This is a genomic window from Paeniglutamicibacter cryotolerans (genome assembly GCF_014190875.1).
Lineage (GTDB): Bacteria > Actinomycetota > Actinomycetes > Actinomycetales > Micrococcaceae > Paeniglutamicibacter > Paeniglutamicibacter cryotolerans.
The window spans coordinates 2,417,522-2,442,506 of sequence record NZ_JACHVS010000001.1 but is presented as its reverse complement, the minus strand read 5'-3'; the positions used below and the strand labels follow the sequence as shown (position 1 = coordinate 2,442,506).

Genomic DNA, 24,985 nt, shown 5'->3' with positions numbered 1-24,985 from the left:
CCCAGTCTAGTGAGTCTTCACCCCTGCCCGCGGACGGGTGTCGGGGTAGTCACGTCGCGCCGGGGCCCGGCGCGGTTTAGAAGAGCCGTTCCTCGAAGGTCTCGCCGCGCACCAGGAGCCGGTGCCATGCGATCGCCGAGCTGTCGGTGAGCGAGGCGACCTGGTCGATGACGGCACGCAGCCGGTCGGCGTCGTCCCCGGCATCGCGCCAGTCGGCGGCGAACATCGGCTCCAGGTAGCGCTCCCCCGTCTCGTTGAGCAGGTGCACCAACTCGGTGAGCGTCTCCTGCTGGCGCGCGTAGATCGGCTGGCGTTCATCGCTGGTCATCACGTATGCGGTGGCCAGGCCCTTCATCGCCGCAATCTCGTGTTCGGTGTCCGCCGGCACGATCAGCTTCGCGTTGTAGCGGGTCAGCTGCCCGGGTCCGTACTCGGTACGGGTGGCATCGAACGCCGCCTGGCAGAAGCGCCCAATGAACTGGCTGGTCATGTCCTTCAGCGCCGCCATCGAGCGGCGCGAACCGTCGGTATGCGGGACCCATTCCGCCGTGGCCTCCAGCCGCGACAGCGCGGCGTCGATGACCGCGTCCTCGGTGCCGGGCAGGTACCAGCGGCGGGTGTATTCGATGACCCGGGCCCGGTGGTCCGCGTCCTTGATCCAGCGCAGCTGGAAGCGTCCGGCGTTGATCGCGTCCTCGACGTCGTGCACCGAGTAGGAGATGTCATCGGCCAGGTCCATGACTTGTGCCTCGATGCAGGTGGCACCCGGGTCGGGGGCGTCGGGACCGGCACGCAGCCAGTCGAACACCGGTCCGTCATCGAGGTACACCCCGAACTTCCGGCTCTGCTTGCCGTTCTTTTCCGGCGCGTCGGCACGCCGCCACGGGTACTTGCAGGCCGCATCGAGCGAGGCCCGGGTGAGGTTCAACCCGGCGGAAGCGCCGGTGTGCCGGAACGTCTTGGTTTCCAGGCGCGAGAGCAGGCGCAGCGTCTGCGCGTTGCCCTCGAAGCCGCCGATATCCTTCGCGAGGGCGTCAAGCGCCTTCTCCCCGTTGTGCCCGAACGGTGGATGGCCCAGGTCGTGGGACAGGCAGGCGGTGTCGACCACGTCCGGGTCACAGCCCAGCGTGGCGCCGAGCTCGCGGCCGATCTGGGCGACCTCGAGCGAGTGGGTGAGCCGAGTGCGCACGAAGTCGTCGGAGGAGGGTGCCACGACCTGGGTCTTGGCACCGAGTCGGCGCAGTGCCGAGGAATGCAGGACCCTGGCCCGGTCGCGTTCGAAGGCTGTCCGATAGGACTTCTTCGGCGGCTCCGGGACCCAGCGCTCCTGGTCTTCGGGCGTGTAGCCGGGGATCTCCAGCGCCGGTTCAGCCACCGGAAATGTCCAGTTCCGCCGCGGAGATCATGGCCTTGTGCTTCTCATCCATTTCGCGGCTATCGAGCCAGCCGTCGGGCAGCTTGGTGGCCTTGGGCGAGCCGGCGCGGCCGCGGGTGCCCTCGGCGTCCTTGCCCGGGTAGCCGACGGACATGTCCAGCAGCGCCAGCAGCCCGCTCAACTCCTCGAGCGTGGAGACCTGGGCCAGGCTGGCGCGCAGTTCTCCGCCGGCCTGGTAGCCCTTGAAGTACCAGGCCATGTGCTTACGCATGTCGCGCAGGCCCTTGCCCTCGTCGCCGAAGTAGTCCACGAGCAGTTCGGCGTGGCGGTAGACGGATGCCGCCACCTCGGCCATGCCCGGGCGGTGGCGCACGTCCGTGCCCTCGAAGGCGGCCTGCAGGTCGCCGAACAGCCACGGCCGGCCCATGCAGCCGCGGCCCACGACGATGCCGTCGACTCCGGTCTGCGCGACCATGGCCACCGCGTCCTCTGCGCTGAAGATGTCGCCGTTGCCCAGCACCGGGACGTCGGGCAACGATTCGCGCAGCTTGGCGATGGCGTCCCAGTCGGCCTTGCCGGAGTAGTACTGGCTGGCGGTGCGACCGTGCAGGGCGACGGCGGCGACGCCGTGGTCGCGGGCGATCTTGCCCGATTCGATGTAGGTGAGGTGGTCCTCGTTAATGCCCTTGCGCATCTTGATGGTCAATGGAACCTCGCCGCGTGCCGCCTCGGTGGTTGCCGCCTTGATGATGGAGGTAAACAGGTCCGTCTTCCACGGCAGCGCCGAGCCACCACCCTTGCGGGTGACCTTGGGCACCGGGCAGCCGAAGTTCAAATCGATGTGGTCGGCACGGTCTTCCTCCACGATCATGCGCACCGCTGCGCCGACGGTCTTGGGATCGACTCCGTAGAGCTGCACCGAGCGCAGTTCCTCGTCCGGGTCGTGCGAGATGATGCGCATCGATTCCTCGTTGCGTTCCACCAGGGCCCGGGAGGTGACCATCTCGGTGACGTACACCCCACCGCCGTACTCGCGGCAAAGCCGGCGGAAGGCGCGGTTGGTGATGCCCGCCATGGGGGCCAGGATCACCGGAACGTCAATGGTGTGCTTGCCCAGCTTCAGCGGGGGCAGCTCCAGCCGAATGGGGGCCGGTACGGATTCTTCGGGGGCGGGTGCGGTAACAGTCACTTCTCCATTATCTCAAACCCGGACAAATCAATCACCATGAGAATGCTCACCGCTCCGGGTCCTCCCCCGGAGGTCCCGGGGAAGGACCCCGCCCGCGGGCATGGCTGCCGGCCACCGGCGATTTACCCGCCGGTTTCCGGAGCCCTGCGCCTATCCCGCGTCAGGCATCGGGTCCTCCGGCAGGATCAGCAAACGGCAGGTGCCCCCTGCACCAGCGGATCGAGCACCTTACCCGGGTTCAGCAGCCCGGCGGGGTCGAACACTGCCTTGATCTGACGCTGCAACATCAGCTGCACATCGCCGAGCTCATCGCCGAGCCAGCGCTTCTTCAGCACCCCGATGCCGTGTTCGCCCGTCAGGGTACCGCCCAGTTCCAGCGCGTGGGCAAACATCTCCCCTGCGGCGTCCCAGATCATCTGCGGCACGTCCTCGCCCTGGAAGATGAAGCAGGGATGCAGGTTCCCGTCACCGGCGTGGGCACTACTGGGGATTGAAATCCCGTACTTTTCCTCCAACTGCGCGAGCTTGGCGAACATCGCCGGCATCTGCTCGCGTGGCACCGCCACATCCTCGACCAGCAGCGTCCCCTGTGCCTCCAATGAAGGGAAGACCTGCCGGCGAACATGGACCCATTCGTCGGCGAGGACCGGATCGGTGGTGGTCTCCGCCTGTGCCCCGGCCTCGCGGATGATCGCCAGCATGGCAGCCGCCTCGGCCTCGGCCGCCGCCCCGTCGCACTGGATCAGCAGGTACGCGTTGCCACGGCTCAGCAGCGATCCCCCGGTGTAGGCGTCCAGGCACTCAAGCGAACGCCGGTCCAGCAATTCCATGATCGCCGGCTGCAGTCCCGCAGCGCTGATCCGCGCCGCAATGGAGGCACCGGTTTCCACTGAGTCCAGGTAGGCGGCGATCGTGGCCACGTTCCCGGTGACGAGCGGACGCAGCTTCAGCGTTGCCTCCACGATCACGCCCAGCGTCCCTTCGGAGCCGATCATCAGCGCGCACAGGTCGTATCCGGTCACGCCCTTGACGGTGCGGTGGCCCACGGAGATCAGCCGGCCGTCGGCCAGTACCACCTTCAAAGCCAGGACCGCTTCTCGGGTGACCCCGTACTTGGCGCAGAGCAATCCCCCGGCGTTCATCGCGATGTTCCCGCCGACAGTGGCGATGTCCTTGGAGGCCGGGTCCGGGGCCCACCACATGCCGTGCTCGAAGAGCGCCCGGTTCATCTCCCCGTTGATGATTCCGGGTTCAACCACAGCGAGCTGGTTGGCGGTGGATACTTCCAAGATGCGGTTCATGTGCAGCGTGGAAAGCACGATTTCCCCGGTGCCGGCGATTCCGCCACCGGCCAGCCCGGTTCCGGCACCGCGGGAGACCACCGGGGTATTGGTGGCCGTGGCGATCCGGCAGACCTCCTGCACGTCTTCGATGCTGCGGGCCTCGACCAGGGCCAGCGGGCGCCCGCAGGAGAGGTGTCCCGAGCGGTCGGTGCGGCAGGCGTCGAGCGCCACCGGATCGGTGATCACGGTGCCGGCTGGAAGTGCTCGGGTCAGCTGTTCAACGATGTCCATCGGTTGCTGGATCCTTTCGGGGTGGGATTGCTAGAAGTTACAGCAGCGCAGCGGTGGCGGGGCTCAGGGCGCTGAGCAGTTCGGGGCCATGAGCACGCAGTTCGTCCACCGAGCCTACGCCGAGCAGTTGCAGGGTACGGGTGAACTCGGCGGCCAGCGTGTTCACCAGGTGCTCGACGCCGTCTTCGCCCCCGGCAACCAGCGCCCACAGATAGGGCCGGCCGACGAAGGCGGCATCGGCACCCAGCGCGATGGCGGTGGCGATGTCCGAGCCGTGGCGGATCCCCGAGTCGACGAAGACGCCAAAGCCATCACCGACGGCTGCGCGCACCGGGGCGATCAATTCCACCGGGGCCACGGTGCGGTCCAGCTGGCGTCCCCCGTGGTTGGACAGGTGAACCCCGTCTATGCCCAGGCTTTTGGCACGGAGTGCGTCCTCGGGGCCCAACGGTCCCTTCAGTACCATGGGGCCCACCCAAGCCTCGCGAATCCAGGCCAGGTCGTCCCAGTTGACCGACGGGTCGAATTGTTCGGAGATCCCCGCGATGGTGTGGCCGCCACCGGGTCCGTCGGAACGCACATTGGCGAACTCGAGCTTTTCCCCGCGCAGCATCCGCATCCAGTAGTTGGGCTTCATGCCGATGTCCAGCAGGCTGCCCAATGTCAGCGCCGGCGGGATCGTCAAACCGTTGCGCCTATCGCGCACCCGGTTTCCCGATACGGCGGTGTCAACCGCTATTTCCAGCACCCGGTAGCCGCTGGCGTGGGCACGGTGGATCATCTGCCGGGTCAATTCCCGGTCTTTCCACACGTAGAGCTGGAACCACAAATCCGAGTCGGGCCCGACAGCCGTGGCCAGGTCTTCGATAGAGGTACTGGCCATGGTGGAGAGCACATAGGGTATCCGCTGCGTATTGGCTGCACGACCCACGGCCGGCTCCCCCTCGGGATGCATCATCCGGGTGTAACCGGTGGGTGCCAGCCCCAGCGGAAGCGCTGCTGTGCGTCCGAAAAACGATCCTGTGATATTCGGATTCGATACGTCCCGCATGACTTTGGGATGGTACCGGTATCCGGTGAAGGCCGTCGGATTGGCTGCAAGCGACAGCTCTTGGTCTGCCCCACCGTCCACATAGTCGAAAACCGAACGGGGCAGGAGCCGCTTTGCCGCTCGGCGCAGATCATCCACGGTGTGGCAGGAGCGCAGCCGGCGTTCCTGCAGCGTTCCGCTGGGCAACCGTGGGGAGATGAGTTCCAGCGCGTCGACAAGCTTCATGGTGTAGTCCTACCTGTCGGGCCCAGCAGGGCCATCACTGTGTGGTTCATGGTATTTCGGTACCCGTTCGTTCGGTGGTTCGTGATGGTCGTTGCCGGGATCAGCGGCGGTAGGAGGGTTCCGGGCCTTCCAGGCCCGGAACCCTCCTACGTCCGGTGCGCGAGGAGTTCGCTGGCCCGGCGTGCCGCTTGAACAACCCCGTCAACGACCTTCTGGTCTTCGACCTTGGAGCCGACCAGATAGCTCACACCGATGGATCCCGGCGGACCGGAGCGGTACCTGACCGGGGCTGCGACGCATCGCACGCCCAGTGCGGTGTCCCCGTCATCACTGCTGTATCCGCGTTCGCGGACCGCGGTCAGTTCACCGCGCAGGCGATCCACCGCCAATTTGCCCGCCCTCCTGCCGCCAAGGGCCGCGAGATAGCCTTCCTGGTTGGCTTCGGGCAGCCAGGCGAGCGCCGCTTTCCCCACCGCCGTCGTATGCGCCGGAAGACGGGCCCCCACCGAGCTGGCCAGTTTCAGGCCCAGCCCGGGGGGATCCTCCTTGCAGAGGTAGACAGCGTCGGCACCGTCGAGAATCGCGTAGTGGGACGTGATGCCCAACGCCCGTGTGAGTTCGACGAGCTGGGGAACCACTACTTCCACGGCATTGGTGGAGCGCAGGTGCGAAGCACCCACCTCGAAGGCCTTGAGCCCCACCGTGTATCCCTGGTATTCGTCGACGTCCAAGAAACCTCGACTGGCCAGGGCCTTGAGGATCGAATGCGCCGTGCTTTTCGGGATTTCCAGTTCATCGGCGATTGCGGTCAGCGTCATGGGCCGGCTGGCGCCGGATAATGACTCGAGGATCCGCATGGCCCGTACGACCGAGGTGCTCATGGCCGTCTCCTTCTTTCCCTGTTTCTTACAGAACCGCGTTGAGGAACGCCTTGGTGCGTTCCTCGCGGGGATTGCCCAAGAGCTCCGCCGGCGTCCCCGATTCGAGAACTCGACCTTGGTCAATGAACACTATGCCGTCGGCAACCTCACGCGCAAAACCCATTTCGTGGGTAACGACCACCATGGTCATGCCCGACGCGGCCAGGTCCTTCATGACATCGAGTACCTCTCCGACCAACTCCGGATCCAAGGCCGAGGTGGGCTCGTCGAAGAGCATCAGGCTCGGCTCCATGGCCAACGCCCGGGCAATGGCCACGCGTTGCTGCTGCCCTCCGGACATCGAGCGCGGGTAAGCGTGGGCGCGGTGGCCCAACCCGACGCGTTCGAGCAACGCCAGGCCATCGGCCAGGGCCTTCTTCTTGGACACTCCCTTGACCTGGATCGGACCCTCGATGACATTCTCCAGGGCCGTCTTGTGGGCGAACAGGTTGAAGTGCTGGAAGACCATGCCGATATTGGCCCGCTCCGAGCACACTGCCCGGTCCGGCAGTTCGTAGAGCTTGTCCCCCACCTCCCGGTATCCCACCAGGGAACCGTTGACGATCAGGCGGCCGCCGTCGATCTTTTCCAGGTGGTTGATGCAACGCAGGAACGTGGACTTTCCCGATCCCGAGGGCCCGATGATGCAGAGCACCTGGCCGCGGGAGACCTCCAAGTCGATGCCGTTGAGGATCTGCAGGTCCCCGAAGGACTTGGTGACTTGTTCGGCGCGGACGATGACGTCGGTGCTCATGAGGCCCTCCTGAGGGATAGGTTGCGGCGCAGGCGTTCGATGAACCCGACTTGCGCCCCGGGAACCCCGCGGCTCAACCGGTCTTCGAGCAGCTGCTGGAAGAGGCTGAACACGGTGGTCAATGCGATGTACCAGATGGCGGCGGTGAACAGCAGCTCGATCACCTTGAAGTTCGCCGTGTAGATCTTGTTGGCCGAGTGCAGCAGTTCGCTGTAGGAAATGGTGTAGGCCAGCGAAGTGAACTTCAGGCATGAAATGAACTCGTTGCCCAGCGGCGGGACGATGACCCGCATCGCCTGGGGCAGCACGATCCGGCGCATGGTCTTGGCCCGGGACATGCCGATGGCAGAGGCTGCCTCGCGCTGACCGTGGTCCACGGCGAGGATGCCGCCGCGGACGATTTCCGAAATGTAGGCGCCTTCATTGATGCCCAGGCCCAGCAACGCGGCAACGAACGGGGTCATCAGGGTGTTCATGGGGATGGAGAACAGGCCAGGGATGGTGAAGGTCTCGAAGATGATGGAGAGGTTGAACCAGATCAGCAGCTGCACCAGCAGCGGGGTGCCGCGGAAGAGCCAGACGTAGGCACCGCCCACCCAGCGCAGCACCGGGTTCGGGGACTGGCGCATCACCGCGGTGAGTACGCCCAGGACCAAGCCCACGGCCATGGCCGCCAGCAGCAGGACCAGCGTGTTGCGCACCCCGGTCAGGATTCCGGCGTTGGTCAGGTACTTGATGACCACGTCGTAATTGATGTCGGCAGCCAGGAAGGCGCGGCCGACGAGGCCCAGCCCGCCAAGGACCAGGGCGGCGGTAATCCAGCGCCACGGGTAGCGCAGCGGGACGACCGTGTATTTCTTGGCCGGGACCGGAGTCTCCAACCTGGCCGGCTCCGTTGTGGTTTCCTTTTCAAGCACGCTGTGCTCCGTTTCGTTCAGGTCTCTTGGCGGGTGGATCGACATGGGTTACGGCTCGATGCCTTCTGAAACCGGGTTCACGACGGAGGTCTTGATGCCGATGGCATCCAGGTCCCACTTCTTCAGGATTTCGTCGTAGCTGCCGTCGTCGATGATGGCCTGCCAGCCCTTCTGCAGGACGTCGCGCAGCTCCGTCTGCTCCTTGCTGAGCACCATGGAGAAGAAGCGCTTTTCAACCTGAAGATCGGGAACGACTTCCAGCGAACCTTCGGAGTTCTTTGCGAAGTAGGCGGCGGTCGGGTAGTTCTCAAGCATTGCCACTGCGCGGCCTTGCTTCACGGCCAGCTGCTCCTGCGAGTTGCCGTCGAAGGTCAACACCTCAATGGGCTTCATGCCATCGGTGACGCATACCTTGGAACGCTCCTCCAGGTACTGGGGCTGGATGCCGCCGCGGACCGCCGCAATGGATTTGCCGCAGAGATCTTCAACCGTCTTGATGCCGGTATCGACGCCGGCTTTGGATACCAGGCCCTGGGAGGACTGCAGGTAGGAAATCATGTCGAAACTTTCCTCGCGCTCCTTGGTGTCGTTGACAGCGCCGAAGATGATGTCATAGCGCTTGGTGGTCAGCGCCGGCAGCAGCGTATCGAAGCTGGCGTTGTTCCACTTGAAGCTGACCCCGAGCTGCTTTTCCAGTTCCTTGGAAAGCTCGTACTCGAACCCTGCCAGGTCCCCGTTTTCCTCGTAGTACTCGAACGGCGGGTAATCGATCGCCGAACCGATCTGGATGGTCCCGGCCTTCTGGACTGCCTCGGGCAGCTCTGCGAACAGCGGCGCCGAGTTGGTTGCGGCCTCGGCCTGCACGTCCTCCTTCGGGGCATCGGATGATGAGCATCCTGCGAGCAGGAGCCCTGCCACCATCGGCAGGGCGAGCAGTGCGGCCTTGCGGGGGTTGCGTGACTTCGGGGTAGAACGCATTTGTAATCCTCCGGTGTTTGGTGGCGACGAGTGCAATCAGTTCATTCACATATGTGAACGGTGTGCCACATGTCGAATCACATTAGGTGTGTCTCAACTCACTGTCAACGCCCATTCCCACTTTGGACGCAATGTTTCTTCCACTCGGGAACACCTGTTGACAGCGAGTCCGCCAACTCCTAGCGTGTTCGCATACGTGTACTTCATTCACATATGTGAACGAACAGTGGAATGCCAGCACATTCGGCACCCTCTCAGAAGAAACGCCGCCACGAAAAATACCGCAGTCGAAGGAGTACCGGGAATGACCATTGCACCCCGCCCCTGGGTGGACGAGATCCAGGCCTACCGGCCCGGAGCCGGTTCGGGATCCGAAGACGGTTCCATGGCAGCCAACGAATCCCCGCTCGGGGCCAGCGCACACCTGGGCCAGGCCCTTGCCGATGCCATCTCCGGACTGCACCGCTACCCCGACCCGCTGGCGGGTAACCTGCGCTCCGAACTAGCCGTACTGCACGGCGTGGACCCCGAACAGATCCTGGTCGGCAACGGGTCCGATGAGCTGATCTTCCTGCTGGCCACCGCCTTCTTGGCACAGGGCGGTCATGCCGTCTGCGCAGACCCGGCCTACCAAATCGACGCGATCAGCGCGGTTTCGGTCAATGCGCGCGTCACCCGCGTTCCCTTGACCGAGTGGAAGCACGATCTGGCCGCCATGGCACGTGTTCGAGCCGACATCGCCTATGTCGTCAACCCGCACAACCCCACCGGTACCATCCGGTCCAGGGCGGAGATTCAGGAATTCGCCGCACGAAGCCCCGCGGCACTGGTCGTCGTCGACGAGGCCTATATCGACTTCACCGACGACCCTGATGCCATGACCGCCATTCCACTGATCGAGGGTGGTCGCATAGCCGTGCTGCGCACCTTCTCCAAGATCCATGGGCTGGCCGGACTGCGCATCGGCTACCTGGTGGCCTCCCGGGAGGTCATCGCCACCCTGCGCAAGGTCCGCGCCCCCTTCTCCGTGGGAACCCTGGCCCAGGCCGCCGCCCTCAATGCCCTGAATGATTCCAACCACCGCGATGCGGTCCGTGAACACACGCTGCGGCTGCGCGCCGAACTGAGCGCACTACTGGCATCCCACCGGCTGCATGCCGTCGACTCCCAGGCAAACTTCGTCCTGGTGCCGGTTCCCGACGAGGCCGGCTTCGTTGCCGCCTTGCAGGCCCACGGGGTCTCGGTCCGGCCCGGATCGGCACTGGGCGCACCGGGAACCGTGCGCATTTCCGTGCCCACCGAGGCCGGGCTCGGCCTGCTTGCCGATGCGCTGCACCACTTGCTTCCCCTGAACCACCTCGAAACCAGCGACCACAGCTAAAGGAGAACCACCCATGTTCGTACGCAATGCTTGGTATGTCATCGCCCTGTCCGAAGAAGTCACCCGCGAGCCGCTCAAACGCACCGCACTGGGCGAGGACATCGTCCTGTTCCGCAAGAAGGACGACTCCATCGCGGTGCTCGATGACCGTTGCGCCCACCGCGCCTATCCGCTCTCGGAAGGCCGGATCGTCGGGGACAATATCCAATGCGGATACCACGGCTTCGAATACAACTGCGCCGGGGTGTGCGTCAGGGTCCCGGCCCAGGCACGCATTCCAGAACGCGCCCTGGTCAAGTCCTACCCGGTCGTTGAATCCCACCGCTGGGTATGGGTCTGGATGGGCGATCCGGCGCTGGCCGAAACCACCGAGGTACCCGACACGCACTGGATGACCGATCCGGCTTGGGACCGGGTCACCCATGAGCGCGTGTTCGAATGCAGCGCCGACCTGATCCACGACAACCTGCTGGATTTGACCCACGAGGGCTTCCTGCACGAGTCGACCATCGGAGACGAGGCCGTCTACGAAAACGGGGTCACCGTCGAGGTCGATGGCAACACCGTCTCGGTGGACCGGTGGATGCCCGAATGCCACCCCTCCCCGCTCTTTGAAAAGGCCACCGGCATGACGCGGGTCGACCGCTGGCACACCACCGTCTTCCAGCTGCCCTCGCTGCACGTGATCCACGCCGGCGTGGTCGAGGTCGGGGGCAAGCGCGAGGACGGGCACCTGCTGCGCGTACTCAACGCCATCACCCCGATCACCGAAAACACCGCATGGTACTTCTACGCCTTCTGCCGCGACTTCGCCGTCGGCGATGAGGCGATGAACGAGCTGCTCACCGAGAGCCTCGGCGGGGTACTGACCGAGGACTCCGATGCCCTGGCGCTGCAGCAGGTCAAGATGGAGTGCCGTCCGTCGAACCTGCCCGACGTGTTGATTGCGCAGGATGCCGGTGTGGCCAAGGCACGACGGATGATGAAGCAGCTGCTTTCGGCCGAAGCCAAGGCCGCGGCCGCCGTGCCCGAGAAGGTAGCGGCACCGTGAGGCTGCTGCTGCGCGCCAACGCACACCGCGTAGAACCCTCAGGAGAGACGGAAATTGCGGCATCCCCCGACACCCACGGCCGAGAACGCTGGCAGTGGGATGTGCGTCTGGCCCCGGACACCCGGGAACCGCTGACCCGGCCAGCCCCGGACGAGGCGCTGGGTGCCAGCGGTGAACTGAAACTCTCCGATGGCGGCGTGCTACAGGTGATGGTGCGCAGCTCTCCCCACGCCGCGGTGCCCTCGGTGGAAATCCACCAGGTAGGGGCCCGCTCCGAACTCAAGCGCCAGCCCCAGGAGATCATGGTGCTGCTTTCCGGAGGCCCCGGACTGCTGGTCGAGGGACGACACCAGCTGGGCCGGCTCGATGCGCTGATCCTGGAGGGCGATGACCCCTTCTCGGTTCCGTTGGAGGCCGAGGGTGCAGACTCTACGCCGCTGGCCGTCATCCGGCTCAAGGGCCGCACCGCCTTGGGCTGGGTGCCCTAGCGCCATCGGCACACTGGTTTCGATTTGCTCGGCCAGCCGGCAGGATGTCATGTGTCCAGCACATCCACCCGTCTTCCCAGAATGTCCTCTGGGAAGACGGGCGGTGCTCAACAAGGCTCACATCCTTGCCGCATCCAAGTGCACGGTTCATGGCTGCGACTTCGTACTAAGACAGCCACGTTGTCCGAGAGAAAATGGGCACGCCTGCTGCTAAGCCAGCTGTGCGTCGATTATCGGACCGTCTGGCGAAGATCACCTCCAAGGTGTTCCGAACCATGGATAGGCAGGGTGCCCTCAGCTCTTGGGCGCGCCGGGCCACTGACCCGGTGCCCCGCTGACGGAGAATGAGCTCATGGTCACTCGTCTAAAGTCACAAAATGGGCTTATGTATTCGCTGATGGGGGTGGTCGGCACCCTGGTGGGACTTTCCATCGTCGTCGTCCTGTCCCGGGGCACCACCCCGCCACCGGATCCCGCAACTCCCGAGGGCACAGTGCAGCGCTACACCCAGGCACTGCTCGCGGGCGACGACGCGGGCGCCGCGGCGCTCCTGGATCAGACCTCCACGGCTAGGCAGGACTGCCAGTACGCCGATACCGAACGGCGCGCTGCCGATCTGCGGATCACCCTGGGCTCAACGCTCATCGACGGTCCCCGGTCCACCGTCTCGGTCACTCTGGCCCAGGGCTCGGCTAGCGGCCCTTTCGGGACCGGCGAATACACTTCGTCCGACGCCTTCGAGCTGCAGGGGGCCTATGGTTCCTGGTCCATCGTCAGCACGCCCTGGCCGTTGCTGGCCTGCAGCGGCGCGGAGGTGAAGTAAATGTCCGCCACCACGGTGCAGCGCACCGGCGGCGCCCTGCCTACCGTCCGCCGAATCACCGTCTATGTGCTGCTCTTCGCCTTGGTCTCACTCACTGCGGCGGGGACCTCCGGACTCATCGCCATCGTCCTGGGCGGTTCAACGGAGAACCGCGGTAGCGCGCTGGCGCAATCCCTTGCCTTCGTGCTGGTCGCCGGGCCACTGAGCTGGCTGCTCTGGCGCTCGCTGGCCAAACGCCTGCTGGAACCTGCGGAGCATACCGCCCCGGCCTGGGGCCTGTACGTGGCCGCCCTGTACACCGCGGCACTCATCGTCGCCAGCATCTCACTGCTCTCCGTGCTGGCCGATGTGATTACCGGGCATCCCGGCCCTTGGCAGGAGCGGGTCGGGCTGGCCCTCGCTTGGGGCGCCGTCTGGTGGTGGCAGGCCCGCCTCTGGCACCACCCTCGACGTGCACCTCAGACGCTGGCCACGCTGCCCGGGATCTTGGGCAACTGGTACGGCCTGGCTCTGGCGTGGGGCGCTCTGGCGGCCGCCTTGGCTTCGCTTTTCACCGCAGCCATTGCCTCCCTGGCCTCGGCCGCTGCGTTCGGCACGCCGTGGTTCACCGCTCCGCTGGCCCAGCTGCCCTGGCTGGCCGGCGGGTTGCTCATCTGGTGGTGGCATTTCGCGCGCGAACGCGTCGGTGTCCTGCGCGGCGGATTCGCCGACGTGGCGCTGGTGGTGGGCGGGGTCCTCGTGGCAGCCGCAGCTACCCTCGGCGGATGCGGCGTCACCATTCATGCGCTGTTGAGGTTCGCCTTCGGTTCCGGGATGCCCGCCTTGCAGGTGATTCCCGCCGCGCTGGCCACCGCGCTGAGCGGCGCCCTCGTCTGGGCCTTCCACCACAAGGTACTGCGCGAATCGCTGGCACCAGTGCGTACCGCCGCACGGCTGGTGCTCTCGGGCATCGGGCTCGCGGCCGCGGCGTCGGGCCTGGGCATAGTTATCAATGCAGCCCTCGCCGGTTCCTCCCGGCAGCTGTCGGGCTATACCGCGGGCGACCTGTTGCTGGCGGGGCTCGTCTCACTGGTACTCGGTGCGGCACTGTGGGTGCCGGCCTGGCGTCCGGACCGTGCTGCCGATCCGCGTGGACGGCGGGTCTACCTGGTTGCCGTGTTCGGCATCAGCGCCGCCGTGGCCCTGGTTGCCCTGCTGGTCATCGGTTTCCGGATCTTCGAGCATCTCTTCGATGCGGCCAATGCCGATAGCGGACTCCTCGAGTCGGTCCGGGCTCCCTTGGGCCTGCTCGTCGCCACGGTACTGGCCGCCGGCTACCACTTCATCATCTGGGGCGGCGATCGTGCAGTACTGGACACCGAGATCTCCGAGCACCCCGGGACGCTGGAATCGCTGGTTTTGGTTGCCGGTGGGGACACCGCTGGCCTGCGGCAGCTGCTGGTCCGGTTGACCGGTGCCCGGGTTGAGGTCATGGCCGTCGCCGGGGTCCCGGGCGTGCCGCCCCCGGATGAGGCCGCCCTGGCATCGGCGTTGGCTGGCATCGGCCCCGCGGCTCGCCGGGTCATGTTGCTCATCGACGGGCCGACGGAACTCCGGATCATCGAGCTGGAGCAGAGCTCGCGCTGAAACCCGCCTCCACGCAAAACGGCGCCGCACCGCTCCCCCATCGAAGGGGAACAGCGCGGCGCCGCTTTGGCGATAACCGGGCGGGTTACGCGGTGGCCATGATGTGCGTTTCGGAGATCACCGTGGCATGTCCGGCACCGATCAGCGCGTCGACGAGCCCGGAGAGCAGCACCATCGAATCATCGACCTCGAGCTTCACCGGGTACTGGTGCACGATCATCGCCAGCAGTCCGCGGATCGCCTCGGCGGCATCTGCATCGGCCAGTTCCGGATCCCAGCCCAGCAACACGTCGGCCGGGGCGTCGATGCGGGTCGGCTCGTAGCTGATGGCGAACGAGAGGATCTTCCCGCCGCCTTCCTTCGGCTTGTCCCGCAGCATCACGACGCCCTTGGCGCCGGTGGCGTCGTTGAGCAGCATCTTCTGCGCCATGCCCAGTGTCATCGCGGCCCGGTCCCACTCGTGGGTCGCGTTGTAGAACGCCGTCACCAGCTGCGTCAGTTCGACCGAACCGGTGGCCGCGTCATCGAGCGTGAGTCCGTCGTCGTTGAACAACGGAAGCTTCAGCCCGCCCGGCTCCACCACGACGTCGCGCGAACGCTGGATCTCGTGCTGCCCGATGGAGGCGGCGAACCCGGCCGCTGCGCTCCCCTTGTCCACCGGTCCGGTGGTGTAGCGAGACTTCAGCGCGGTGACGCCCGAGGGCGGCACCTCGGCGCGCAGCAGGCCCACCATTTCGGTGGCGATGCCCTGCCGGCGGTGATCGCGCGCGACCTCCACGTGCAGCCACAACCGGTCGGGGTGCAGCGAGGATTCGAAGACCACGGCCGCGGCCACCGGTACCCCCTGGTCCTCGCCGACGATGCAGCGGGACCAGGGCCTATCGGTGGACGGGCGGAACATGGTGCGGTCCTGATGGGCATGCGGGCTTGCCGGATCCCCCCAGACCTGCAGCAGCGCCAGGTCGTCGCCCTCCGTCCAGGGGCGGTAGCTCAACGATGACATCGGGTTAGGCTCCGCGCAGGCGCTTGGCCAGGTAGTCGCGGACCTGATCCAGGGCAACGCGTTCCTGGCTCATGGTGTCGCGCTCACGGATCGTCACCGCGTTGTCCTCCAGCGTGTCGAAGTCCACGGTGATGCAGAACGGGGTGCCGATCTCATCCTGGCGGCGGTACCGGCGGCCAATGGCACCGGCGTCGTCGAAGTCGATGTTCCATTCCTTGCGCAGCTGAGCTGCCAGGGCCTTGGCCTTCGGGGAGAGGTCCTCGTTGCGCGAGAGCGGCAGCACGGCGGCCTTGACCGGGGCCAGGCGCGGGTCCAGACGCAGCACGGTGCGCTTGTCCACGCCGCCCTTGGCGTTCGGGGCCTCGTCTTCGACGTAGGCGTCGACCAGGAAGGCCATCATCGAACGGGTCAGGCCGAAGGAGGGCTCGATCACGTACGGGGTGAAGCGCTCGCCGGTGGCCTGGTTGAAGTAGCTCAGCTCGGTGCCCGAGGCCTTGGAGTGCGAGCCCAGGTCGTAATCGGTGCGGTTGGCGACGCCCATGAGCTCGCCCCATTCGGAGCCCTTGAAACCGAAGCGGTACTCGAAATCGATGGTCCCGGCCGAGTAGTGGGCGCGCTCGGTATCCGGAACGTCGAAGCGGCGCAGGTTTTCCTCGGTGATGCCCAGGTCGATGAACCAGGCCCAGCAGTCCTCTACCCATTGATCGAAGAACGCGCCGGCGTCCTCGGGGGAGGTGAAGAACTCGATTTCCATCTGTTCGAATTCACGGGTGCGGAAGATGAAGTTTCCGGGTGTGATCTCGTTGCGGAAGGCCTTGCCGATCTGGCCGATCCCGAACGGCGGCTTCTTGCGCGAGGCGGTGAGCACGTTGTTGAAGTTCACGAAGATGCCCTGCGCTGTTTCGGGGCGCATGTAGTGCAGGCCGGCCTCGTTGTCGACCGGGCCCAGGAACGTCTTGACCAGGCCGGAGAACAGCTGCGGTTCGGTGAACTCGCCCTTGGTGCCGCAGTCGGGGCAGGCGATTTCGCTCATGCCGTCGACCGGCTGGCGGTTCTTCTTCGCGACGAAGGCCTCGATGAGGTGGTCCTGGCGGTGGCGCTTATGGCAGGAGGTGCACTCGACCAGCGGGTCGGTGAATGTCGCCACGTGGCCCGAGGCCTCCCAGACGGCCTTGGGCAGGATGATGGAGGAGTCCAGCCCCACCATGTCCTCGCGCCCGCGGACGAAGGTCTGCCACCATTCGCGCTTGATGTTTTCCTTCAGCTCCACGCCGAGGGGCCCGTAATCCCAGGCCGAACGCGAACCGCCGTAGATTTCACCGGCCTGGAAAACGAATCCGCGCCGTTTGGCGAGGGAGATGACTTGATCGAGCTTGGACTGGGGCGCCATAACAACTCCAATGGTTCACGAGGCCGCTGGTTGCGGTCCGCTAGGGAAAAACATACGCCTCCTAGCCTAACGTGCCGGCGCCGGGGTCCGGGCATGCCCAGACCCCGCTCAGCGGCGGGTCTTCACCGACCTGAACGGCATCGATGCCAGCGCGACGGCCGCCAGTGTCAGCACCGTGCCGCCGATGGTCGCCAGGTTCACTATCGCCCCCGGTGCGGGGAAGAGCAGGTCGATGCCGAGCGATCCCAGCAGCTGCCCGGCGATCATGCCCAACCCGGTCAGCAGCACGCCCAGATGGCGCACCAGCAGCGCGCTGACCCCGATCACCACGCAGCCCAACGGGCCGCCGGCGTAGTACCACCAGGAGCCCGGCAGCGGGTTAGGGGCCCCGGTGAACGGCAGCGAGACCAGCAGGATCACGCCCAGCAACGCCCCGCCGACGGCGAAGTTCACGAATGTCGCGGCGACCGGGGTGCCGTAGTTCATTGCCTGTACCCCGTTCATCGCCGCCTGGAAGCCCATGAACACGCCGCCCACGGCCGGGACCAGCAGCGTGAGCATTAGCGCGGGCCCCTCTCCCTGCGCCGCGCCCAGCCGCGGCGAGACCGCCCAGAGCACGGCGGCAACGGTGAGGACCGAACCGATGGCGCGCAGCCCGGTGATCGGCCGTTTGCGCCCGGTGCCGAAGCCGATCCGGTCCACGAAGAGCGACCCCAGGGTCTGGCCGGTGACGATGGCGACGGTAAAAAGCGCCACGCCGACCAGCGGAACGGCGAGCGCCTGCCCATAGACCACGAACGCGCCCACGGCGCCGGCACCCAGGTACCACAGCGGGAAGGCCCGGGTTTTGATCGACCGGCGGATCCCGGCCAGTCCGGCCCGCCCGGCGGGCAGCCCCAGTGAGCCGGCGAGCAGCAGGATGAAACCGGTGCCGAAGCTCACCAGCGCGGCGGCGACCGGGTCGCCGAGTTCGCGGCCCAGGGCGCCGTTGATCCTGCCCTGGATGGGCATCAGGACCCCGGCGGCCAAGGCGATGGCGAGCCCGAGGGCCGCCGGTAGCTGACCGCGCGCTCCGGCGGCGAAGGGTGCGGTGTTCGACGTTTCAGGCATGGTTCGGCTGAGCTTTCGGAAAGGGGTGGAAGCGGTAACTGGGCAGCCAGCAGGTGACAATGACGGCGCATAGCGTCACCAGCGTACCGATCACCTCGGCCGGGCCCACGCTGGCGGGGGCAGGGACCAGGTCCATCAGCAGCGAGCCGACCAGTTGCATGGTGCCCAGGAACAGGATATCCAGCGGCCCGGCGAGGATGGCAGCGGCAAAACCCCACCAGGCCCCGGGCTGCATCTGGGCACGTTCCCCCGCGCCCAGCGCCGCGATGGAGGCGCCGATGGACGGTACGATGGCCCCAATGAGCCCGGCAGCAAGATACCAACGCGGAAGGGTGCGCTCCCTCCACAGCGTCCGGACCCGTTTCCAGCCGACCCGCGCGGGCTTGAACACCAGCCAAACGGTCAGCATCAGCCCCAGTGCCGTCCCGGAGGACAGCAGCCAGCTGGAAGCCGCCCAGCACCGGCGGCAAGGCCCAGCGGCAGGACTGTCGACGGGTCGGCGCTGCGGGCCACCGGCCGGCTCCTTCTGGTGGTCGTCCACCGGACAATCTACCCAGCCGCTCACCGGCACTGCAATTAGGTGCAGGCGGACAGCGTGACAGAAAATGGTTTCATGAGAACCCCCAAGGCACAGCCCATAGAGATCCGTGACGAATCCATCCGCCTGGGCCAGCTGCTGAAGCTGGCGTCCCTGGCCGAGGATGGCCTCCAGGCCAAGGAACTGATCGAACACGGCCTGGTCAAGGTCAACGGCGACATCGAGACCCGCCGCGGCCGCCAGCTGCGTGCCGGCGACGTGGTCGAGGTCAACGGTGAAGCGGTCCAGATCGAGTCAGCCGGCTAAACCCCGGGTCCTGCGGGCTCAGGCGTTCCAGCCGGCGGCCAGCAGGGACTGGGCCTCGGCCAGCGACAGCCCGGCATCCCGGGCAGCCCGGCCAAAGGCCACCGCCTCGGTGAGCGCCGGGGCGGCAATCACCTGCCCGGGATTCACCCGGGTTCCGGCGGCACGTCCTGCCCGGACCATCCCCGCCGCCTCGAGTTCCTTGTACGCCTTGGCCACCGTGCCCGGCGCCACCCGCAGATCCCCCGCCAGCTGGCGCACCGGGGGCAGCCGGGACTCGGCGGCCAGCTCCCCCGCGCGGATCAGCGCGGCGATTTGCGCCCGGATCTGTTCCGCCGGCCCGTGGGCATCGGACTCATCCAGCACGATCACCGGGCGGCTTCCATCCCCGACGTGGACCGGATGGCCCTGGTGGCCGCTGCCAGCTGCACGATCTGGCGCACCAGCAGCACGGCTGCGGCGACCAGCAGCGCCAACCCCAGGCATACCAACACGATGCCCAGCCCGTAGCCCGGCTGCAGGATTTCCTGCGGTGGCATCCCCTCGAGATCCAGGTGCGGCACCGATCGCCGGTACATCGATTGGAACGCGATCGCGCTGATGATGGCCAGGCCGGCCATCTGGGCGATGAACGCCATCCCGACCCAGAGCATGACGAATTCCGATGCCCCCTGGCGCAGCAAGGTGTCGGCAGCCAACAGCCCTGATTCCGGAGGGCGCGGGGCCCCGGCGATGCGGCGCAGGAGCAGGTAGAGCCCGGCCAGCAGCACCACGACGCAGATGATCAGCGGCACCCCGTAGTACCAGCCGGGGAAGGGAGCGAAGACATCCTCGCGGTACTGCACGTCGAAGATCCGCCCGTCCTCCTCGGCCCAGCCGGCGAGGGAGATGCCGGGCAGGCCAATGTGCTTGCCGCTCTCGTCGGTCACCGATGCCAGCCCGGCCAGCAGCAGCGCGGCAATCAGTATTCCGCCGCCGAGCAGCGGCGTCAGCAGCAGGGCGCGGGTGGAGAAGCTCCACGGTTCGCGGGTTTGAAGCTCGGCGCTGCGCCGCGGCGCCTCGCCGTCGTTCCAGCGCAGCCGCCAGATCAAGGCGAAAACCAGCAGGCCGGCGATGGCTCCCAGCGGGATCGCCAATGCGAAGGGCAGGCCCATCAGCCCGGTGTCGACCGGGCCACGGGATGCCACTGCGCCGCAGACGACGAAGCCGGCGATCATCGCCGCCGCCATGGCCAGCACCTGGCGGCGGCGCTTGGCGGCCAGTTCGGCCTCGCGTTCGGGAGGCAGCAACCCAGCCGCCTCGGTGGCGGTCACCCGGGCGCGGGGGCGTGCGAACAACCCGGCGATCAGGACGATGGCACACAGCGGCACCAGGATGATCATGGCAACGGGCAGGAGCGACATCATCTGCTGGTCCTCTTCCGATCAATACTTGTATCAACTCAAGTAATACAAGCAGCCCCACCTCCCTTGTGTCAATCGAATGACACAAGGGAGGTGGGGCTCATCACGTCCCGGATGACGCCGCGTTAAGCAGCACATGGGTCAGGAACTCGTGCACGTGGGCCATCTCCTGCTCGCTGACCGAGTGCAGCATGTCCGTGTAGAGCACCTTGGTCAGCGCCACATGCCCGGTGGCCCAGGCATGGGTGTATTCGATCTTGTCGTGGGTGATCACCGGGTCCGCTTGGTCCCGGCCCCAGAACAGCGGGGTCTGTACGGCCTTCACCGCCGCGTCGTCGAAGAAGGCGTCCCCGTGGTTCGGAACGGCGAAGCCGGAGAGGCCCACCACCGCCGTAATGGCCGCCGGCTGATGGCGCAGCACCGAGGTGGCCATCGCCATGCCCATGGAGAAGCCCAGCAGCGAGACGGACGTGTGGTTCTTCCCCACCGGCTCCAGCCAGGACCACAGCTCAGCGACGGCCGCCTTCACGGCACCGAAGGAATAGTCGGCATCCTGCATCAGCGGGAACCAGGTGTACCCCGGGCCCAGCGCGTGCGGGGCCCGCACCGAGGCGAGGGTGAATTCTTCAGGCAGCAGCCGGGCCAGGCCGATCAGGTCCTGTTCGTTGGAGAGGTAGCCATGCAACAGCACCAGCAGCGGGGTGCCGGCACGTTCGGCCTCGGGCTTGGACCAGATGACAGTGGGAGTCCAGGGTGTTTCGTTCATCGGGCCATTCAACCATGACCGCCCACGCTAGCGCCCGCGGGGTCACCGGGGTAAGAATGAAGCAATGAGCATGCATCCGACAGGGAAGCCACTGGTGCACACCACGACCACGCCGGGCAACGGACACCATCCTTGGACCCGCTATGTGGCGCTGGGCGATTCCTTCACCGAGGGCATCGGCGATCCCGATCCGCAGAGCCCCGGCGGCTACCGTGGCTGGGCGGACCGCGTGGCCGAGGAACTGAGCCACGGCACCGAGGACTTCGCCTACGCGAACCTGGCCATTCGCGGCCGGCTGCTGGCCCAGATCCTCGACGAGCAGGCGGGAGCCGCGCTTGAACTGCATCCGGATTTGATCAGCCTCTGCGCGGGCGGCAACGACGTGATCCGCCCCGGAGGGGACCCTGATGTGCTGGCCGACAAGATGGACTCGCTGCTGCGGATCCTCTCCACCACCGGGGCCACCATCTTGTTGTTCACCGGCCCGGACATCCGCGACACACCGGTACTGGGCAGCGTGCGCGGACGCGTGGCCATCTACAACGAGAACCTGCGCACGCTGGGTGCCCGCCACGACGCGGTGATAGCTGACATGTGGGCCCTGCGCGAACTGCACGCCCAGCAGATGTGGGCCCCGGACCGGTTGCATTTCTCGCCGCTGGGCCACCACACCATAGCCATCATGGCGCTGGAGGCGCTGAACATCGAACACGGACTCAAGCCGCTGGTTCCGGAGCCGCTGGATCCCAAGACCTGGCGCCAGGCCCGCGGCCAGGACCTCGTCTGGGCACGCTCCCACTTGGCTCCGTGGGTACTGCGCCGATTGCGGCACCAGTCAAGCGGCGACGGAATCATCGCCAAGCGCCCGATGGCCGCGCCCTTCACCACAGACCTCCCGGAAACCCCCGGTCCGCCTGATAACCTGACCAGCTAGCGAAGCGTCCCGCCGGGGCAGCCCTTCAGCACGCACCCAGAACGAGGACCTCATGCACCTGCCCGCAACATCCTTGGCAGAATCCACCGACGATGTGCTGGACTTCGGCTACGTCGATTCCCCCGGGAACTCGTTCCTGGATACGCTGGCAAACAACTTCGACGCCGCTTTCCTCGCAGTGGCGGCAGTCCTCGCATTGGGCGTCCTCAGCGTCTTCTTCATGATCCTGCGCAACATCAAGGCCGCCCGCCGCGCCGGGATGAATCCAGCGACCATGCAGACGGATCTGGCGGCCAAGGTCATGAACAGTGGACTGCTGGCACCGGCCCCCTCCAAGGAGGCCCGGCTCGCCGAGCTCGACGACCTGCTGGTCCGCAGCGTGATCTCCGCAGCCGAACACGAGACGGCGCGTATGGAGATCCTCGGCGGCCGATAGCCCCGCCGGCCTCCTGCGTTGCCGAGCACCAGGGCTCAGGGCTCAGTGCTCAGGGCTCAGGAAATCGCTTTCAAGCACCGGGGACAGCTGATCGATGTCGGTCAGGAAGCCGTCGTGCCCAATCGGCGAGGTGATGTAGTTGACCGGAACCGGAACCGGCAGAGACGCGGCCAGCCGCTCGGACTGTTCGGGCCAGTAGAGCCGGTCGCTGTCCACGGCTGCCACCAGGAAGCGCACGCCGGCGGTCCGGGCCAGCGCCGCGTCAACCGAGCCGTAGCCGCGGCCCACATCGTGGCTCATCAGCGCCTCGGTGAGTACCAGGTAGCTGTTCGCATCGAACCGCGACACCAGTTTGGAGGCCTGGTGGTCCAGATAGCTTTCCACCTGGTAACGTCCGCGATCGCGCGCCGGCGACCCCAGGGGATTCTCCCCGAGCTGGTGTGCGCGGCCGAAGCGCACCTCCATTTCGGGCTCGGAACGGTAGGTGATGTGCGCGATGCGCCGGGCAATGCCCAGCCCGGCGACGGGCCCCGGGGCCTGCGCGGCGTAGTAGTCGCCGTCGGCGAACGCCGGATCCAGCCGGATCGCCGCGCATTGGGCCTGGGCAAAGGCTATCTGTTCGGCGGAGGACGCCGTGGTGGCGGCCACCACCACGGCACGTTCGACCCGCTGCGGGAATTCGACGGCCCACTCAAGGGCCCGGGCCCCGCCCATGGAGCCGCCCAGCACGGTATGCCAGACATCGACGCCCAGCTCATCTGCCAGTCGGGCCTCGATCCGCACCGAGTCCTTGACGGTGGTGAACGGGAAACGCGAGCCCCAGGGCACGCCCTCCGGGTCCAGGCTGGATGGTCCGGAGCTGCCGTAGCAGCCGCCGAGCATGTTCACGCAGACCACGAAGAACCGCTCGGTGTCCACCGTCTTGCCCGGGCCCACGAAGCCCTCCCACCAGCCGGCCTCTGCCGAATCGCCGCTGGAGACGTGGGAGTCTCCGGTCAGCGCATGCTGGATCAGGACGGCGTTGGACCCCTGCTCGTCCAGGGTTCCCCACGTTTCGTAGCCGATGACGACCTCGGGCAGGAAGCCGCCGGTCTCAAATGAATACGGTCCGGTGCGCAGGGCGTGCAGGATCCCGTCGCCGGCATGATTGCCGACGAACTCGGACCACTGCGCTTCCTGGGCTGACACGTCGGACTCTATGCTCACAGGGCGCCCTGGAGTTCCGTCCGGCCCAGGGAGGCCACGGCGCGGAATCCGGCGTCAAGGTCGGCGATGATGTCATCGATGTGCTCGATGCCCACGGAGAGGCGCACCAGGCCCGGGGTGACACCGGCCGCCAACTGCTCCTCCGCGGTGAGCTGGGAGTGGGTGGTCGAGGCCGGGTGCACCACCAGCGAGCGCACGTCGCCGAGGTTCGCCACGTGCGAGTGCAGTTCCAGCGCGTCGACGAACCCCTGGCCGGCAGCCAGGTCGCCGTTGATCTCGAACGAGACGATGGCGCCGATGCCCTTGGAGCTGTATTTGGCGCCGCGCTCGAACCACGGGCTGGAGGGCAGCCCGGCATACTTCACGCCACTGACCTGCGGGTGGGATTCGAGCCAGGTGGCCACCGCCACCGCGTTGGAGACGTGGCGCTCCATCCGCAACGACAGCGTTTCCAGGCCCTGGGCGATCAGGAAGGCGTTGAACGGGGAGACCGCCGCACCGAAGTCGCGCAGCAACTGCACGCGGGCCTTGAGCACGTAGGCCAGGTTGGCGCCGAGCACGCCGTTGACACCCAGGTCGCGGGCGAAGACCAGCCCATTGTAGGACTCGTCCGGGGTGTTCAGTCCAGGGAAGCGCTCCGGGTCGGCGGCGAAGTCGAAGTTGCCCGAATCCACGATGACACCGGCCATCGCCGTGCCATGGCCGCCGAGGTACTTCGTGGCCGAGTGGATCACGATATCGGCACCCCACTCGATCGGGCGGACCAGGAACGGGGTGGCGAGGGTGTTGTCGACGATCAGCGGCACACCGGCCTCGTGGGCGATCCCGCTGACGCCCTCGATGTCCAGCACGTCCTGGCGCGGGTTGGAGACGACCTCAGCGAAGAACGCCTTGGTGTTTGGCCGCACGGCAGCCTTCCATGCGTCGAGGTCATCCGGATCAGAGACGAAGGTGACCTGGAGGCCGAACTTGCGCAGCGTGTGCTTGAGCAGGTTCTGGGTTCCGCCGTAGAGGCTGGGGCTGGCCACGATGTGGTCCCCGGCCTCGGCGATGTTCATGATGGAGAAGGCGGCAGCCGACTGTCCGGAGGCCAGCAACAGGGCCCCGACACCGCCCTCGAGGGAGGCGATGCGCTGCTCGACGGCTTCCTGGGTCGGGTTGCCGATGCGGGTGTAGATCGGTTCCAGCGTCTGCAGGGCGAAGCGCGCCGCCGCGTTCTCCGCGCTCGGGAAGACGAAGGCAGTGGTCTGGTAGATCGGCAACGCGCGGGCGCCGGTGGCGGCATCCGGCTCCTGGCCGACGTGGATCTGCCGGGTTTCGAAGGACCAGTTATTGGACATGTGCTGTACCCCTTGGGTGTCATGGGGTATGTCCGTGGAAGCCCTGCGGAAAGTCGGAGACCTCCACATTTGCGTTCCAGGGTGCATGACCCGCGCTTGTCCCGCGCCTGTGTGACGCGGGGCCTGGTCTTCACCCGGGGCACCCCACCGCGGTGGAGGGTTGCCGTCCAACGAGCCGGGGCTTGTCGCTGGAACTCATGACCT

General features: G+C 66.5%; 25 protein-coding genes and 1 riboswitch. Of the genes, 8 read left to right on the top strand and 17 right to left on the bottom strand.

Annotation, left to right across the window (positions count from 1 at the left end):
- Nucleotides 1-76: 76 nt before the first annotated feature.
- The 8 genes from E9229_RS11195 to E9229_RS11160 form a co-directional block, all read right to left on the bottom strand.
- Nucleotides 77-1,375, bottom strand: a complete 1,299-nt coding sequence (locus E9229_RS11195) for a deoxyguanosinetriphosphate triphosphohydrolase (RefSeq protein WP_312855671.1) — start codon at nt 1,373-1,375, stop codon at nt 77-79.
- Nucleotides 1,368-2,564, bottom strand: a complete 1,197-nt coding sequence (gene dusB / locus E9229_RS11190) for a tRNA dihydrouridine synthase DusB (protein WP_183511301.1) — start codon at nt 2,562-2,564, stop codon at nt 1,368-1,370. The genes E9229_RS11195 and dusB overlap by 8 nt, the downstream gene beginning before the upstream one ends.
- A gap of 185 nt (nt 2,565-2,749) precedes the next feature.
- Nucleotides 2,750-4,138, bottom strand: a complete 1,389-nt coding sequence (locus E9229_RS11185; RefSeq protein WP_183511300.1) for an FAD-binding oxidoreductase — start codon at nt 4,136-4,138, stop codon at nt 2,750-2,752.
- Between the two features lie 37 nt (nt 4,139-4,175).
- Entirely contained in the window at nt 4,176-5,414 is a 1,239-nt protein-coding gene (locus E9229_RS11180; RefSeq protein ID WP_183511299.1) for an alpha-hydroxy acid oxidase, read from the bottom strand.
- Nucleotides 5,415-5,560: 146 nt separating this feature from the next.
- Entirely contained in the window at nt 5,561-6,295 is a 735-nt protein-coding gene (locus E9229_RS11175) for an IclR family transcriptional regulator (protein WP_183511297.1), read from the bottom strand.
- Between the two features lie 25 nt (nt 6,296-6,320).
- Nucleotides 6,321-7,088, bottom strand: a complete 768-nt coding sequence (locus E9229_RS11170; RefSeq protein WP_221184439.1) for an amino acid ABC transporter ATP-binding protein — start codon at nt 7,086-7,088, stop codon at nt 6,321-6,323.
- On the bottom strand, nt 7,085-8,005 hold the full coding sequence (locus E9229_RS11165; RefSeq protein ID WP_221184438.1) for an amino acid ABC transporter permease: 921 nt from the start codon (nt 8,003-8,005) through the stop codon (nt 7,085-7,087). The genes E9229_RS11170 and E9229_RS11165 overlap by 4 nt, the downstream gene beginning before the upstream one ends.
- A gap of 48 nt (nt 8,006-8,053) precedes the next feature.
- A complete protein-coding gene (locus E9229_RS11160; RefSeq protein WP_183511295.1) occupies nt 8,054-8,983 on the bottom strand; it encodes an ABC transporter substrate-binding protein in 930 nt (309 codons plus the stop codon).
- Between the two features lie 304 nt (nt 8,984-9,287).
- On the opposite strand from E9229_RS11160, the gene E9229_RS11155 reads away from it, so the two are divergent.
- The 5 genes from E9229_RS11155 (at nt 9,288) to E9229_RS11135 (ending at nt 14,352) form a co-directional block, all read left to right on the top strand.
- A complete protein-coding gene (locus E9229_RS11155; protein WP_183511294.1) occupies nt 9,288-10,364 on the top strand; it encodes a pyridoxal phosphate-dependent aminotransferase in 1,077 nt (358 codons plus the stop codon).
- A 13-nt stretch (nt 10,365-10,377) separates the two neighbouring features.
- A complete protein-coding gene (locus E9229_RS11150) occupies nt 10,378-11,415 on the top strand; it encodes an aromatic ring-hydroxylating dioxygenase subunit alpha (RefSeq protein ID WP_183511293.1) in 1,038 nt (345 codons plus the stop codon).
- Nucleotides 11,412-11,903 (top strand): hypothetical protein, encoded by a 492-nt coding sequence (locus E9229_RS11145; RefSeq protein WP_183511292.1) that lies wholly within the window; start codon nt 11,412-11,414, stop codon nt 11,901-11,903. Before E9229_RS11150 ends, E9229_RS11145 begins: the two co-directional genes overlap by 4 nt.
- Before the next feature lie 385 nt (nt 11,904-12,288).
- The gene (locus E9229_RS11140; protein WP_183511290.1) at nt 12,289-12,726 is read left to right on the top strand and encodes a hypothetical protein; all 438 of its coding nucleotides are present in this window, start codon (nt 12,289-12,291) and stop codon (nt 12,724-12,726) included.
- Nucleotides 12,727-14,352 carry a DUF5671 domain-containing protein gene (locus E9229_RS11135; RefSeq protein ID WP_183511289.1) on the top strand — a complete coding sequence of 542 codons (1,626 nt, stop codon included), beginning with the start codon at nt 12,727-12,729 and terminating at the stop codon, nt 14,350-14,352. It begins immediately after the preceding gene.
- 85 nt (nt 14,353-14,437) lie between these two features.
- Here the strand turns inward: E9229_RS11135 and E9229_RS11130 are convergent, their stop codons facing one another.
- The 4 genes from E9229_RS11130 to E9229_RS11115 form a co-directional block, all read right to left on the bottom strand.
- On the bottom strand, nt 14,438-15,355 hold the full coding sequence (locus tag E9229_RS11130) for a GNAT family N-acetyltransferase (protein WP_183511288.1): 918 nt from the start codon (nt 15,353-15,355) through the stop codon (nt 14,438-14,440).
- Nucleotides 15,356-15,359: 4 nt separating this feature from the next.
- Complete coding sequence (locus tag E9229_RS11125) at nt 15,360-16,745, bottom strand: glycine--tRNA ligase (protein ID WP_183511287.1); 1,386 nt, start codon at nt 16,743-16,745, stop codon at nt 15,360-15,362.
- Between the two features lie 108 nt (nt 16,746-16,853).
- A complete protein-coding gene (locus E9229_RS11120) occupies nt 16,854-17,855 on the bottom strand; it encodes a DMT family transporter (RefSeq protein WP_183511285.1) in 1,002 nt (333 codons plus the stop codon).
- Nucleotides 17,848-18,396: a hypothetical protein gene (locus E9229_RS11115; protein ID WP_183511284.1), complete on the bottom strand. Its 549-nt coding sequence runs from the start codon at nt 18,394-18,396 to the stop codon at nt 17,848-17,850. The genes E9229_RS11120 and E9229_RS11115 overlap by 8 nt, the downstream gene beginning before the upstream one ends.
- 72 nt (nt 18,397-18,468) lie before the next feature.
- On the opposite strand from E9229_RS11115, the gene E9229_RS11110 reads away from it, so the two are divergent.
- The gene (locus E9229_RS11110) at nt 18,469-18,699 is read left to right on the top strand and encodes an RNA-binding S4 domain-containing protein (protein WP_183511283.1); all 231 of its coding nucleotides are present in this window, start codon (nt 18,469-18,471) and stop codon (nt 18,697-18,699) included.
- 18 nt (nt 18,700-18,717) lie between these two features.
- Here the strand turns inward: E9229_RS11110 and E9229_RS11105 are convergent, their stop codons facing one another.
- The 3 genes from E9229_RS11105 to E9229_RS11095 form a co-directional block, all read right to left on the bottom strand.
- Complete coding sequence (locus E9229_RS11105; RefSeq protein ID WP_312855670.1) at nt 18,718-19,068, bottom strand: GntR family transcriptional regulator; 351 nt, start codon at nt 19,066-19,068, stop codon at nt 18,718-18,720.
- A complete protein-coding gene (locus E9229_RS11100; RefSeq protein WP_183511280.1) occupies nt 19,065-20,102 on the bottom strand; it encodes a DUF485 domain-containing protein in 1,038 nt (345 codons plus the stop codon). The genes E9229_RS11105 and E9229_RS11100 overlap by 4 nt, the downstream gene beginning before the upstream one ends.
- A gap of 100 nt (nt 20,103-20,202) precedes the next feature.
- Nucleotides 20,203-20,865: an alpha/beta hydrolase gene (locus E9229_RS11095; RefSeq protein WP_183511279.1), complete on the bottom strand. Its 663-nt coding sequence runs from the start codon at nt 20,863-20,865 to the stop codon at nt 20,203-20,205.
- A gap of 70 nt (nt 20,866-20,935) precedes the next feature.
- Between E9229_RS11095 and E9229_RS11090 the strand changes: the two genes are divergently transcribed.
- Both E9229_RS11090 and E9229_RS11085 read left to right on the top strand, forming a co-directional pair.
- Nucleotides 20,936-21,799, top strand: a complete 864-nt coding sequence (locus E9229_RS11090; protein ID WP_183512015.1) for an SGNH/GDSL hydrolase family protein — start codon at nt 20,936-20,938, stop codon at nt 21,797-21,799.
- Nucleotides 21,800-21,851: 52 nt separating this feature from the next.
- Nucleotides 21,852-22,235, top strand: a complete 384-nt coding sequence (locus E9229_RS11085) for a hypothetical protein (protein ID WP_183511277.1) — start codon at nt 21,852-21,854, stop codon at nt 22,233-22,235.
- 42 nt (nt 22,236-22,277) lie between these two features.
- Here the strand turns inward: E9229_RS11085 and metX are convergent, their stop codons facing one another.
- Both metX and E9229_RS11075 read right to left on the bottom strand, forming a co-directional pair.
- Complete coding sequence (gene metX, locus E9229_RS11080) at nt 22,278-23,423, bottom strand: homoserine O-acetyltransferase MetX (RefSeq protein WP_407671336.1); 1,146 nt, start codon at nt 23,421-23,423, stop codon at nt 22,278-22,280.
- A 14-nt stretch (nt 23,424-23,437) separates the two neighbouring features.
- Nucleotides 23,438-24,781, bottom strand: coding sequence for a bifunctional o-acetylhomoserine/o-acetylserine sulfhydrylase (locus tag E9229_RS11075; protein WP_183511275.1), 1,344 nt, complete (start codon nt 24,779-24,781; stop codon nt 23,438-23,440).
- An 87-nt stretch (nt 24,782-24,868) separates the two neighbouring features.
- Nucleotides 24,869-24,984, bottom strand: a riboswitch (SAM riboswitch).
- Between the last annotated feature and the right edge of the window lies 1 nt (nt 24,985).